The sequence below is a fragment of the Arthrobacter sp. AL05 genome, assembly GCF_029960715.1.
Lineage (GTDB): Bacteria > Actinomycetota > Actinomycetes > Actinomycetales > Micrococcaceae > Arthrobacter.
On record NZ_JASBRC010000019.1, the window covers coordinates 16822 to 29892 of the forward strand.

12 protein-coding genes and 2 pseudogenes are annotated in these 13071 nt (G+C 63.0%); 10 read left to right on the top strand and 4 right to left on the bottom strand.

Annotation, left to right across the window (positions count from 1 at the left end; all coding sequences use genetic code 11):
* Positions 1 to 55: 55 nt before the first annotated feature.
* The gene (locus QK287_RS16725) at positions 56 to 1219 is read right to left on the bottom strand and encodes an FAD/NAD(P)-binding oxidoreductase (protein WP_282360854.1); all 1164 of its coding nucleotides are present in this window, start codon (positions 1217 to 1219) and stop codon (positions 56 to 58) included.
* Positions 1220 to 1323: 104 nt separating this feature from the next.
* Between QK287_RS16725 and QK287_RS16730 the strand changes: the two genes are divergently transcribed.
* From QK287_RS16730 to QK287_RS16760, 7 genes and pseudogenes are all read left to right on the top strand, one after another.
* Positions 1324 to 1536, top strand: coding sequence for a heavy-metal-associated domain-containing protein (locus tag QK287_RS16730; RefSeq protein ID WP_282360855.1), 213 nt, complete (start codon positions 1324 to 1326; stop codon positions 1534 to 1536).
* Positions 1533 to 2531 carry a heavy-metal-associated domain-containing protein gene (locus QK287_RS16735; protein WP_282360856.1) on the top strand — a complete coding sequence of 333 codons (999 nt, stop codon included), beginning with the start codon at positions 1533 to 1535 and terminating at the stop codon, positions 2529 to 2531. Before QK287_RS16730 ends, QK287_RS16735 begins: the two co-directional genes overlap by 4 nt.
* 73 nt (positions 2532 to 2604) lie before the next feature.
* Entirely contained in the window at positions 2605 to 4923 is a 2319-nt protein-coding gene (locus QK287_RS16740; protein WP_282360857.1) for a heavy metal translocating P-type ATPase, read from the top strand.
* A gap of 32 nt (positions 4924 to 4955) precedes the next feature.
* Positions 4956 to 5210, top strand: coding sequence for a YHS domain-containing protein (locus tag QK287_RS16745; RefSeq protein WP_282360858.1), 255 nt, complete (start codon positions 4956 to 4958; stop codon positions 5208 to 5210).
* A 190-nt stretch (positions 5211 to 5400) separates the two neighbouring features.
* A pseudogene (locus QK287_RS16750) lies at positions 5401 to 5718 on the top strand (metal-sensitive transcriptional regulator); the annotation flags it as partial.
* Between the two features lie 376 nt (positions 5719 to 6094).
* Positions 6095 to 6427, top strand: coding sequence for a transposase (locus QK287_RS16755; RefSeq protein WP_282360873.1), 333 nt, complete (start codon positions 6095 to 6097; stop codon positions 6425 to 6427).
* Positions 6428 to 6565: 138 nt separating this feature from the next.
* Positions 6566 to 7024 (top strand): annotated as a pseudogene (locus QK287_RS16760) (transposase); the annotation flags it as partial.
* A 463-nt stretch (positions 7025 to 7487) separates the two neighbouring features.
* On the opposite strand, the gene QK287_RS16765 reads toward QK287_RS16760, so the two are convergent.
* From QK287_RS16765 to QK287_RS16775, 3 genes are all read right to left on the bottom strand, one after another.
* Positions 7488 to 8807, bottom strand: coding sequence for an MFS transporter (locus tag QK287_RS16765; RefSeq protein ID WP_282360859.1), 1320 nt, complete (start codon positions 8805 to 8807; stop codon positions 7488 to 7490).
* A gap of 66 nt (positions 8808 to 8873) precedes the next feature.
* The gene (locus QK287_RS16770) at positions 8874 to 9404 is read right to left on the bottom strand and encodes a carboxymuconolactone decarboxylase family protein (RefSeq protein ID WP_282360860.1); all 531 of its coding nucleotides are present in this window, start codon (positions 9402 to 9404) and stop codon (positions 8874 to 8876) included.
* Between the two features lie 73 nt (positions 9405 to 9477).
* Complete coding sequence (locus QK287_RS16775) at positions 9478 to 10161, bottom strand: hypothetical protein (RefSeq protein WP_282360861.1); 684 nt, start codon at positions 10159 to 10161, stop codon at positions 9478 to 9480.
* Between the two features lie 714 nt (positions 10162 to 10875).
* Between QK287_RS16775 and QK287_RS16780 the strand changes: the two genes are divergently transcribed.
* From QK287_RS16780 to QK287_RS16790, 3 genes are all read left to right on the top strand, one after another.
* Positions 10876 to 11217 carry a metal-sensitive transcriptional regulator gene (locus QK287_RS16780; protein ID WP_282360863.1) on the top strand — a complete coding sequence of 114 codons (342 nt, stop codon included), beginning with the start codon at positions 10876 to 10878 and terminating at the stop codon, positions 11215 to 11217.
* A 567-nt stretch (positions 11218 to 11784) separates the two neighbouring features.
* Entirely contained in the window at positions 11785 to 12033 is a 249-nt protein-coding gene (locus tag QK287_RS16785) for a hypothetical protein (protein WP_282360864.1), read from the top strand.
* Positions 12034 to 12065: 32 nt separating this feature from the next.
* Complete coding sequence (locus tag QK287_RS16790) at positions 12066 to 12659, top strand: TetR/AcrR family transcriptional regulator (protein WP_282360865.1); 594 nt, start codon at positions 12066 to 12068, stop codon at positions 12657 to 12659.
* Positions 12660 to 13071 lie beyond the last annotated feature (412 nt).

Below are 13071 nucleotides of genomic sequence, written 5' to 3' on the forward strand. Positions count from 1 at the left end.
GAGGTGAGGTCGCGAACGTCATCGGTCTCCTGAGCAGCAAGTGATTCCGTCAGGTCTACGGGATGGTGATCTCGCTGCGCGCGGCCAGCAGCCCGGTGAAGGCATCAAGCCCGGCCGCCGCTGTCATGGCACCACGGGGGTCGTGGAAACTGGTCAGCACCGCCTCGGGATCGCCGGTTTCGCGCTGACGTTCCTGACTGCCGGGCAGGATCGTGCCATAAGCGGCAGCGGTGTGCCCGTGGACGGTGAGCGTAAATCCGGTATGGGGGATGTACGGGCCGGGGTCGGGTGCGCCGGTCAGGTCATGCAGAACGGCGCGGGCGGCGTGGGCGCCCTGAGTAACTGCCGCGTCCCAGTGGTCGATGCGGTACAGCTGCCCGACGCTGGCGGTGTGAATGGCGACACCGCCAGCAGCATAGACGCGTTCGTAATTAGAGGCCCGAAGCCGGGCATCGACGCAGATCCCCTTGTCATCGTTGGTGAGCCATGCCGAGCCGGGCAGGGTGCCCTGGGCAATGACGACAAGGTCCGACTCCAAAACTTGACCGCTACTGAGCGTCACACCCACGTACGCCGGTTCAACTCTTAGTTCCGTGATGTCCTGGCCGAAGTAAGTATTGACATTGAACTGATGGAATTTGGTGATTTGGTGGGCAATCTGTGTCCCCAGCGCAGCGGCCAGCGGCATGGCGGATCGGGAAACCAGGTGAACGCGGGCACCGGCTTCGGCGAGGAAACTGGCGGTTTCGGCGCCGACGAAGCCCGCGCCCAGAACCGTGACAGTCTTGCTGGTCAAGTTCTTCCCGAGCTGTTCGCGCAACCGTGCGGCGTCATTTGCTGTGTGGAGGTGGAAAAGCCGGTCAGGGGCGGCCGACATCCGGACGTCCGGGCGCGGGGCGCTGCCCGTCGCTGCGATCAGGGCAGCGTACGGCAAGCTGCGGCCGTCCTCCAACGTAAGGACTGAGTTCTCCGTATCCACAGCGGCAGCCCGGGCCTGGACGAGATCACCTCCCAGCGCACGGGCTCCAGGCTGGGTAATCTGCTCAACTGTAAGCAGGCCTGGCAGGACCCCCTTGTTGACCATGGTCCGGTTGTAGGGCTGGTGTGGCTCACCGTTGATCAACGTTACCGGCCCTTTGAAGCCTTCGGCCCGCAGCGTAGTTGCTGCGCTCATTCCGGCCGCTCCCGCACCAACAATGACCATTCCCCGCTGATTCATTCCAGCCTCCTAGCTGTAGCCTGTTTGACTTTGATACCCCCCATGGGTACCTTAGCAACTATACACATACCCCCAAGGGGTATAGATGAAAGGAATAGAAGACCATGGCCACCACTGAATTCCAGGTAACCGGCATGACCTGCGGTCACTGCGAGATGTCCATTCGCGAAGAAGTCCTGGAGGTGCCCGGGGTCGAGTCTGTAGAGGTCAGTCACCGAACCGGCAGGCTCGTGGTCAGTGGCAACGGAACCGTTGACGACGCCGCCATCATGGCAGCTGTTCAAACGGCCGGCTACCACGGGGTGCGGTCGGCATGAACGCAGCCGGACGACTGGGCGCGTACGCAGCGGGGCTCGTCGTGGTCTTCACCGGCGCCTTCGCCGCAGCAGGAGCCGTAGTACCGGACCAGGCAGTAACTGCCTGGGCACGGTCCGCGGAAGATTCGTCCGGTGGACACGCCGGACACTCGGCGCCGGCTGTAGGCGCCGAGGCCGGGTCCCCGGTAAAGGGCGTCACCGCCGAGCGGGACGGCTACCTGCTCGGTGGGATCACGGCCCCCGCGGTGATCGGGACTGCCGGGGAGTTGGCGTTTACGATCACCGGCCCCGAAGGGTCCCCCGTGACGCAGTTTGAGACGTCGCACGAAAAGCGGGTCCACCTGATTGTGGTGCGTTCTGACGGGTCCAATTACCGTCATGTGCATCCTGTGATGGACGAGGCCGGGCGCTGGTCGCTGCCGTGGCAGTGGGAAGCGGCAGGCACGTACCGGATTTACGCCGACGTGGTGCCGGCCGGGGCCGGTGAGGGCGTGACGCTGACCCGCACGGTAGATGTGGCCGGGCTTTTCGAGCCGGTCTCCTTGGAAGTGTCGGCCGCCGATGAAGTAGACGGGTTCCAGGTTTCCCTGAACGGTGGCCTGAAGGCCGGATCAGCCGCGGCTCTGACGGTCAGTGTCAGCCGCGACGGTCAGCCGGTGACCAGCCTGGAGCCCTATTTGGGGGCTTACGGGCACCTGGTGGCGCTGCGGGCGGGGGACTTGGCCTACCTGCACACCCACCCTGAAGGTGCTGAACCGGTCAACGGTGAAGTCTCCGGGCCCGAAGTGAAATTCGCAACCACCGCTCCGACCCCTGGTCGCTATTACCTCTATTTCGATTTCCAGGTCGACGGGCAAATCCATTCCGCCCGGTTCGTCTTGGACACCACGGGATTAGCCCCAGCCCCGGCGGCAGCATCGGAGCCTTCCGCGACGATCACCCCCGAGATCACTGTCACCGACAGCGCAGCTGACGACGGGCATAGCGATCACTGACCCACCCTCTACCATCCTCGAGGACCCCCGGCCGGACAGGCTGGGGGCCCTCACTGGGAGAAAGAAGTATCCAATGTCTGAAACCGCGGCCTTTCAACAGGCGCCGGGCATCGACATCGAACTTGAGATTGGCGGGATGACCTGCGCTTCGTGCGCCAACAGGATCGAACGCAAGCTCAATAAGCTCGATGGCGTCATCGCCTCCGTGAACTATGCTACCGAGAAGGCACGTATCACCGCCCCTGCCGGATATGATCCTCAGGACCTGGTCGCTGAGGTGGAGAAGACCGGTTACACCGCAGCCCTGCCCAGCGCACGGCGGGAACAGCGGCAGGGCGGGGAAGACAGCGACCGGCCCGACGCCGAACTGACGTCCCTGAAACACCGGCTTATCGGCAGCGCCGTGCTCGCGATCCCCGTCATCGCAATGGCTATGATCCCCGCCCTGCAATTCAACTACTGGCAGTGGCTGTCCCTGGCGATGGCCGCACCGGTGATCCTCTGGGCAGGTTGGCCCTTCCACAAGGCCGCTTATACCAACCTGCGGCACGGTGCCGCGACAATGGACACCCTGATCTCCATGGGCACCTCGGGAGCGTTCCTGTGGTCCCTTTACGCTCTGTTCTTCGGCACCGCCGGAACACCGGGAATGACGCACCCCTTCGAACTCACCGTTGCTCCCACCGATGGTGCGGGCAACATCTACCTGGAAGTCGGCGCGGCGGTAATCCTGTTCATTCTGGCGGGACGTTACTTTGAGAAGCGATCCAAGCGCGAGGCCGGCGCGGCGCTGCGCGCCCTGCTGGAGATGGGCGCCAAGGACGTTGCTGTACTGCGCGACGGCGACGAGATCCGCATTCCCACCGACCAGCTATCGGTCGGTGATGAGTTCATCGTCCGTCCCGGCGAAAAAATCGCAACGGACGGCGTCGTCGTCAGCGGCCGCAGCGCGGTCGATGAATCCATGCTCACCGGCGAGTCCGTTCCGGTGGAAGTCAAGGAAGGTGACAAGGTAACGGGCGCCACGGTCAACTCCGGAGGCCGCCTTCTCGTCCGCGCAACCCGGGTCGGGTCCGACACCCAGCTGGCACAAATGGCCCAGCTCGTGGAGAACGCCCAGTCCGGCAAAGCCGAAGTCCAGCGCCTGGCCGACCGGATCTCGGGTGTGTTCGTGCCCATCGTGATCGCCATCGCTGTTGGCACACTGGCCGTGTGGCTTGGTGCAGGATTCCCCGTAACGGCAGCCTTCACCGCCGCCGTAGCCGTCCTGATCATCGCCTGCCCCTGCGCCCTGGGCCTGGCCACCCCTACTGCACTGCTGGTCGGTACCGGCCGCGGGGCCCAGCTGGGCATTCTGATCAAGGGCCCGGAGGTGCTCGAATCCACCCGCAAGGTCGACACCATCCTGCTGGACAAGACCGGCACAGTCACTACAGGAAAGATGACCCTGCAAGGCGTGCACACCGCACCTGGCACCGACACAGACGAACTGCTCCGCGTCGCAGGGGCCCTTGAGGACGCTTCGGAACACCCCATCGCCCAGGCCATCGCCCGCGGCGCCACCCAACGCGTCGGGGACCTGCCCACCCCGGAATCCTTTAAGAATGTCGAAGGACGCGGCGTGCAGGGTGTGGTCGATGGACATCTGGTCATCATTGGACGCGAAACCATGCTCGAAGACTGGTCCCTGACCATGCCCGTCGACCTGGCCCGCGTCAAAGCACAGGCCGAAGCAGCCAGGGAGACCGCCGTGGTCGTTGCCTGGGACGGGCAGGTCCGCGGAGTGCTCACCGTCGCTGATGCGATCAAGGACACCAGCGCCGAGGCCATCGCACAGTTCCGCGCCCTCGGCCTGACGCCGGTGCTGCTCACGGGCGACAATCGGGTAGTCGCCGAACAGGTTGCCGCCCAGGTAGGGATCGAACAGGTCATCGCCGAAGTCCTGCCCCAGGACAAGGTTCGCGTTGTCACGGACCTGCAAAAGCAGGGCAAAGTCGTAGCCATGGTCGGTGATGGTGTTAACGACGCCGCAGCCCTGGCCCAGGCCGACCTGGGCCTGGCAATGGGAACCGGCACCGATGTCGCCATCGAAGCCGCGGACCTCACCTTGGTCCGTGGAGACCTGCGGGCGGCCGCAGATGCGATCCGGCTTGCCCGTAAGACCCTCAGCACGATCAAGACCAATCTGTTCTGGGCCTTCGCCTACAACGTGGCTGCGATCCCCTTGGCCGCCCTCGGGCTGCTCAACCCGATGCTCGCCGGAGCCGCGATGGCGTTCTCCAGCGTCTTCGTGGTCTCCAACAGTCTCCGTCTGCGCTCTTTCAAGAGCCAGGCGGGCAACACGTCAGCGGCCGCCGAGCACTCTCGTGCGCGGCAGCCGGTCGACGCCTAAACCCACAACCCCACCCTCCGAAAGGAACCCCCATGGGAAGCTGCTGCAGCACCAACAACACCCCTAACGACACCAAGACCGAGGAGCTGACCCTCACCACGGGCCCCGGACAGGCAAACGATGCCGTAACTACCTGCCCTGTCATGGCCGGCACCCCTGTAGTCAAGGCTCTTGCAGAGGCCACCGGCCTCTTCCGCGACTACGAAGGCAAGCGCTACTGGTTCTGCTGCGCAGGCTGCGGACCGGCCTTTGACGCCGACCCGGCCAAATACGCAACCGCCGACTGACACAGTTAGGCGGCAGGAACGCACTCTGGGCGCGGTGACTCTAGTCACCGCGCCCAAGGCTTACCACCCGCGACAGGAGACAGCCATGTTCGCCATCGAATCCGCAGCCAGTTAAACTACTGGGACGACAGACCCCGTAGGCTGCGCAAGCCAGCGGTACACCCGCAACAAGGCCGGCAACGTCGCGCGCCTCAGACGTATTGAGGACCAGGTCCGTGGAGTCGCCCCGATGATCGACAGCGAGCAGTACCGGGTTGCCATCCTCACCCAGGTCTCCGCCTTCAGCGAAGCATTACGCAGCCTCGGTCTAGGGCTGGTCGATGACCACCTGAAACACTGTGTCGCGGGCGCTGTGCGCCACGACCCCGGCTCCGCCAGGGCCATTGCTCAGGAAGTTTCTGAATCCCTCGCTCGCTTGTCCCGCGGCATGGGTCCCCGATCCCCGCATTGGCAGGACGATACGACCGCAACTCCCTTACGCGCCGCCGCCACCGCGGCAGTCGTGTAGTGCCCGAGCTCTACAGGCCCCGCACGGCATCGACATCGCCCAGAAGAACAACGCTCAACAACGCACGACAAGCCCTGGTAGCTTATCGGCCCGGAAGTCTGGGCGAGGAACTCGTAGGACTGCCCGCGAGAGGACCCGGTTATCGCATCGAAACCGTTGGCCATTCAGCAATCGATTCTGGCTCGGCTAGCGCCTCCAATCCCAATCCGGGTGACGTCAGGAGTCTGAATAACGGCGGATCCGGGGTTGGCCTGACCCGCCCGGCGATGCCCGGCGGGGAGGACTGATCACGAGAGAAATCATGGATCCCATGGCGATGGATATGGATCAGCATGAGTGAGCGCAGCGGCTCCTGGCATGGTCCACGGAGCAGGGAATCGAGCTCGTCGGCCCGGACGGGCTATTTAACCGGCCGACGAAGAACATCCTGCAGACCGCTCTGGAAGCGGAGATGGGCGAACACCGCGGTTACGGCAAACACGACATGTCCGGCCGCGGCGGCGGGAACTCCCGCAACGGCACACGCTCCAAGTACGTCATGACCAAGATTGGACCGGTGGAGATTGATGTGCCGCGGGACACCGGGTCGACTTTCGACCCGCAGATCGTGAAGAAACGACAGCGGCGGCTGACGGGAGCCGACGAGAATCGTGTTGTCGCTGAGCGCGAAGTGCCTCACCACCGGGGAGATCGCTACACACTTCGGTGAGGTCGTGGTGCCAGGGCCCCAGGACGCTATCTCGAGGATCACGGACAAGGTCATCGCTAACGTGATCGAAGGGGCACAACCGGCCCCTGACCCGGGTCTACCCGGTGGTGTTCATCGACGCTATATGTCGTCTCAGTCCGGGACGGGCAGGTCACGAACCGGCCGGTCTACGTCGCGATGGGAGTCAGCGTCCACGGCGAACGCAACATCCTCGGTCTGCGGCCCGGGGCGGCGGCGAAGGCGCGAAGTTCCAGCTCTTGGTGCTGATCTAAGAACCGGGGCGTCGAGGTCGTCTGCATTTAGATCTGCGACGGACTTAAAGGACGGCCGGAGGACATCAACACCGTGTGGGAGTTCGTTGTGGTCCAGACCTGCATCGTGCACCTGATCCGCAACACCTTCCGCTATACCGCGCGACAGTACTGGTATGCAATGTCCCCTGACCTGCGCCCGGTCTCCACGGTCGCGTCCGAGGCCGCCGCGATGAAACGCTTCGCGGAGTTCTCCGGCAAATGGAGCCAGCTGTATCCGGCCGGCACCCGGCTGTGGGGGAATGCCTGGAGCGAGTTCGTGCCGTTCCTGGACTACGACGTGTAAATCCGGCAGACGGCCTTGAATTGTCTCTACCCGGCCACCCGGGAACTGGACCCGACCGGCAAGGGCGCGGCACGATTGGCCACAAGGTGGAAACCGACAGGGAACGCCTTCGACATCACCTTCGAAGGAAGAGTCAACTAAATGCCAGCCGCGGATCCACCGCTAAACGAACTCACCCGTGACGTCAGCTCGTGCTTCAGGTGTTGGCGGTGGTTGAAACCGTCACGGCAACGCACGCCAGGTCGGCACCCAGACCCCCTGAACCATCGAAGTCGGGACTGTCGGCTGTGTGCATGACGGGGCGGACTGATCACGAGCGAAACACCGGATCCCGTGGTTGGTGTTGAACCGCCGATGTGGAGCGCTTCGCCGAGGTGGCCTAAGCACGCTGACCCCGGTAAGTGCTGGAATGCCGCTTTTATCGACTCAGGATTTTTGGGCTTTTGAAACTGACGTATTTCGTTCAGGAAGCGCGGACGCAAGCGCACTGGCCCGCAGCCAGAATGCCTTCGCCCACCCTCGTCTCCGTGAGGGTGTTCTCTTCTGGCACCTGTCTTGGGTGTGCAGCGGCTACGGTCACGGCGTCATGTCCGTCTTGGCGGGGCCACAGGAAAAAAGCGCTGGCGGCGCCTGCCAGGGCGAGGATCGCCAGCACAGACCAGGTTAGCGTCAATCCCGAGTTCGTGCCTAGCAAGCCGGCGATGGGATAGGTGATCAGCCAAGCAAAGTGGGAGAGCGAGAATTGGGCTGCGAAGACCTCGGGTATCCGGTTCGGTTCGACCGAAGCGCGAAGGACCCTGCCTGTTGGCGTGACGATCATCGCCATACCACTGCCGATCACTGCCCAGGTTATCGCTGTGGCGGCCCACGTCAGGAGCCCAGCCGCGTTGAGTGTGAGCGCTGCCACAGTGCCGGCAACGAGGACTGCAGCGCCGGTCATCATGACGGTGCGCTCTGGGACCCGGTCGAGCACGCGCGGGAGCGCGAGGGCGGACAGCAGAGTTCCGGCGCCCGAGGCTGCGAACATCCAAGCGACCTCCGACTGGGAGCCGCCGAGTTCGTCACGAACGTAGTTGACTGTATTGACGATCACGATCGATCCCGCCGCTGCGACCACCAGGTTCAGCGCCATGATCCCGCGCAGCCGCGGGGTCCTCGCAAACGTTTTGATTCCTGCCGCAGCCCGGTCCCACGCCTTGGCGTGGGCACTGGGCTGGGCGTTGGGGATGCGTGTGGACAGGACCAAAACGGAGGAGACGATGAATCCTACCGATGTACCCAGGAAGAGCCAGTTGAAGGTCATGAAGCTCAGCGCGACCGCAGCGAGCACGGGGCTGAGCAGGCTCTCCATGGTGTAGGCGACCTGGGAGGCGGACAGAGCACGGGTGTAGGCGGCTTTGTCGGTCACGAGGTCGGGAATCACGGCCTGGAACGTCGGGGTGAACGCCGCGGAAGCTGACTGGAGCAGGCCGATCAGGACGTAGATCTGCCAGACCTCGGTGACGAACGGCAGCGCGAGAACCACTGCGGCGCGCACCACGTCGAGAGTGATCAGAAACGCCCTGCGGGGCAGCCGATCGACGTAGGCAGCAGCGAGTGGTGCGATTACCACATACAGAACCATCTTGATGGTCAGAGCGGTGGCGAGGACCGCCGCAGCGCGCGGGCCGGCGAGCTCGTAGGCGAGCAGGCCGAGGGCGACAGTTGCCAGCCCGGTTCCGAACAGGGCGATGATCTGGGCGCTAAATAGATAGCGATAGTCGCGGATTGCGAACAAACGCATGGTGTTCCTTTCATCCATGCAGTAGGGGACCTTGCCTTGGGCGCCCCCAAGTGTGATCAAGGGTCCCTAGGGGACCGGCTGGGGAAGTGGTCTAAGCCCGGCAACGAGGTTGAAAGCTCCGGTGAGGATGTTGAAGGAGACGATGCCGACGATGTCGGCGATCTCGCGGTCACTGTAGCCGTGGCCGCGCAGCGCGTTAATCTGCTCGTCGGTGATTGCCGCTGGTTGACGGTAGATCTGAAGCGCGAGGGTGATGATCGCCGCGATAGCGGGATCGGAGGAGGTGCCTGCGCGGGCGAGTTCGATCTCGTCCTCATCGACTCCATGGGCGCGGGCTGCGCTTATGTGTGCATCGAGGCACAGCCCGCAGCCCTGCTGGACCTGGACCGCGATGGAGATACGTTCGCTGATCTTGCGGTTGAGCTTGGCGCGTTTCATGGCCCGGCTGAGTTGAAGATAACCGTTCAGGACTGCGGGGGAGTGTGCCATCAGCGAGACCATGTCGCCGACCTGGCCATGACGGGAGACCAGATCGGAGAGCAGATCACGGGAGGCGCCAACTGCTGTGGCGGGTGTGAGTCGGGCAAAACGAGACATGCCGGGTCCTTATGGCTTAAGAGCGTAGATCTTGGTGTAGACATCGGCCGGCCGTCCGGCCACCGACTGCGGGTTAGGCACGGTGCCCGTGACCACCGTGGTGATCCGGTTTTTCCAACTGCCCTGCCAGGTTGAGGTCGAATGTGGGCTCCGAACCATGGGGGCTTCTGGCGGCCGGCACCGTGAACTGTGCGGTTCTGACGATGCCCTTGTGCTGGAAATCTAGGTGCAGGCGGTAGGACCCCGCTGACGGGGCTGCTGCAACGAAGGAGATGTCCGGGCCCGACTCGGTCGTGCCATCACCGGGTTCTCCCTCCGGGTGCACGTGGAGGTACGCCAGGTCACCGCTTCGGATCGCCACCAGATGCCCGTAGGCGCCCAGGTAGGGCTGCAGGTCGGTTAGCGGTTTTGCGTTCTTTTGGATGTTGAAGGTAAGTTCACTCGCCTGACCGGAGACGAGTGTGCCCCTAACGGCGACGGTGTAGTCCCCGATTTCGGTTGTCCGGGTGATTTCCGGCAGCGGCTGAGGGGCGTACTCTCCGGCGACCGAGGCGTCAATGCCCAGCGTCATGGACTGGCCATGTCCTGCCGGATGGAAGTCTGCGAAGAACCGCCAGACGCCGGGGGTAAGAATCAGGTCAGTGCTCCAGATCCCCGAGGCGTCCATCACCGGGTGCACGTGTTGGAAGCCCGTGTTGTCGCGCCGGAGGGCGATAAAGTGCAGCTCCTTCTCGTGTTCGGCCTCAAACTCGGTCACCGCCTGTCCGTCAGGGCCGAAGATCCGGAAGCTAATCGTCTGAGTGCCGCTAGTGCGAATAGGGGCGTCTAGGTCCAGGGTGTACCCGTACTCGGACACCAAAAGGCCCCCGGGCCCGGCAGGCCGGTGGCCCTCATGCCCGCCGTGAACCTGGCTGTGACTTGTAGTCATATCGTGTTCGCCTCTGCATTCCGTCTGTCGCTTCATTGACACCCATGCCGGGTACTATGGGCCGAGCATACCCCCCCGGGGTACATCGGAGCAAGGTCGCCTAAAAGGCGAGCAAGGCTCGGCGCGTAAGTTGGAAATCACTCAGGCCGGGCCCGTCCATTGGACAAGGGGAAACTTCCGGACGGGACTGGAACCGCCGGCTCAACCGGAGGTTCTTGTATGATTCTTTGCGGAGGTATTGGCACGAGGCATCAAGGGAATCCTCTCTGCGGGAGATCTCCGAGTCTTTGCCAGTCAACGCGATGTCTTGAGTTAAGCACCAGGGTCGTATACCCTTGGGGGGTATATGTGGAGGAGGAATATGAAATTCAGTGAAACCATGGTGACCGGCGGCCCGCTTAGCACTCTCGTAAGCAAAGTCGTCGGCTGGGCAGCCGGTTGCATGCTCCGGTGTGCGGCCGATGCCACCGCCCGAATTCTCCAGGATCCGCACTCCCTCCGGGGCGCGGTATCTCCCTCGTCCGTCACACCCCTAGGAAAATCATGACGCCATCCGCCCCCCAACCGCCTGTTGCCTCCCAGAACGACGAGCAATGCCACAAGACCCACGGCTATATCACCGACAAGGAGCGTTACCTGGCTCGCCTTAAGCGCATCGAGGGACAGGCTCGGGGCATTGCCCGTATGGTTGATGAAGAGCAATACTGCATTGACATCCTCACCCAGGTCTCAGCTCTGACAGCCGCTTTGCGCGGTGTCGCTTTGGGATTGTTGGATGACCATATGAAGCACTGCGTCCTGGATGCGGCACAGCTCGGTGATGAGGCTGGACTGGCCAAGATGCAGGAAGCCACAGAAGCAATCGCCCGCTTCGTCCGCGCCTAAGGTGCTTATTTCTCGGACCCACATGAAGTTTAGTTGGGGCGGCCGGGTCTGCGGGTCTTCTGCCGCGGAAGCCCGTTCCTGCACCTGGGAAGAGTTTCACCAACGATACAGCCGTTCGCAGGCGTAAGCGAGAACGAGTAGGTCGAGGAGCGGATCAGTGGAGGTAGCAATCAGTTTCTTGGCTTCGCCGAATGCTTCTTCGCCACGTCGCAGAAGGGATAGAATCCAGACCCGCTCCATGTCGATTCAGTCTTCCAAACGGGAGTCGATCGCATCCCTGTCCACCACTGCCTCCCGCAGCGTGGCAGGGTTCACGTATCAGATTAGAGGACCTTCTCCTTGCCGGGGCCTGGAGGATGAGTCCGACCACGTCGCCGGCCGAACCATGGTGGGCGGGCGTCGCCGTGATCTTTACGGACTTCTCTCCCACGCTGAGCCTGTGGCTGCTCCAGGGGGCGATCCCAACTGCTGGCCGCCAAGCCGACCCGCAGCGCTTTCGGTGGTCATCACGGGCTTTCCCTCCAGCAACCTTCTGCCGGCCTCATCGAGATTGTCCGGGTGTTCGTCGTGGCTGAACAGCACTGCGTCAAATGGTGGAGGGTCGGCGTCGAACGCTGGATTGGTGAGGAATGTGAGGCCGCCAAATTCAACAAGCATCGTTGCGTGCCGATGTTCGTCAGCCTTGTCTGCATGGTCATTCCTGGATTCTTGAAACTCAACGCGCCGCCTGTTGCGGGCAGGGATAGGGCTACGAATGAGGCAAATCTGGAGAAGCAATTGGAACGCGTTACTACTATACGGACGGTCGTACAGTAGTATTGTTATACGTGCGCGAAGGAGAGGTCAACATGGATGGCAGAACGGCCAGGGGCCTGAAATCAAGAAAAATTGTGATGAAGGAAGCGGTGAACCTGGCCTCAATCGAAGGGCTGGAGGGCCTTTCGATCGGGGGCCTGGCCTCCCGTGCAGCGCTCAGTAAGAGCGGGGTGGCTGTGCTGTTCGGTTCGAAGGAGCAGCTACAAATTGCGACGGTCGAGGCGGCACGGGAAGTTTTCATCGCCGCGGTCGTGGCTCCGGCGTTTAACGCCATATCAGGCCTGGCAAGACTTCAGGTCCTTCTGGACGCCTGGCTTTCCTACAGCCGCGACAGGGTCTTTCCCGGCGGATGTTTCTTCTCGGCCGCCAGCACGGAGTTGGATTCCAAAGCCGGCCCGGTAAGGGAGGCGGTTGCGAAGGCGGTCCTGGAATGGCACTCCTTGCTGGCCGCCGAAATCCAGGCCGCAGTCGACGCCGGAGAACTCCTTGGTGCCGACGTGAACCAACTGGTGTTCGAGACGACGGCGTTCCTGGAGGCGGCCAATGCGCACTCGCTACTCACTGGCTCGGCTGAGCCCTACGCCGCGGCCAAACGCGCGCTGGCCCGGATCTACGGGCAGTCGTAATCAACACCTCCAGCCAACACCGCCTGTGGTTGGCCGGTGGCGAACCCTCCGGGCAGGGAAAGCATGGCAACGCCATTGCGACTGCAACCGGAACTTAACTGCTCGCCCCCGCCGCGCGCCTCCTCCGAGGTCTTCATGGCCTACGAGGACTGGCCGGACGGATCTGCCGGGCCAGGATTCGGTGAAGCTTTTTAGGGCACTTGACGCGCAAACGGATGTGCAACCCCGCGCTCGCGCTGTGGCCCGTTTCCCCTGAGTGTTGCTCACTTTCCAACGCGAACCAAGTCAGGGAACCTGGTTCAGCCCTTGCCGCAAGCCCACAAACAACAAAGGACATGAATGCCGCTAGTTAGGATCGCCCTTGCCGCAAGCCCACAAACAACAAAGGACATGAATGCCGCTAGTTAGGATC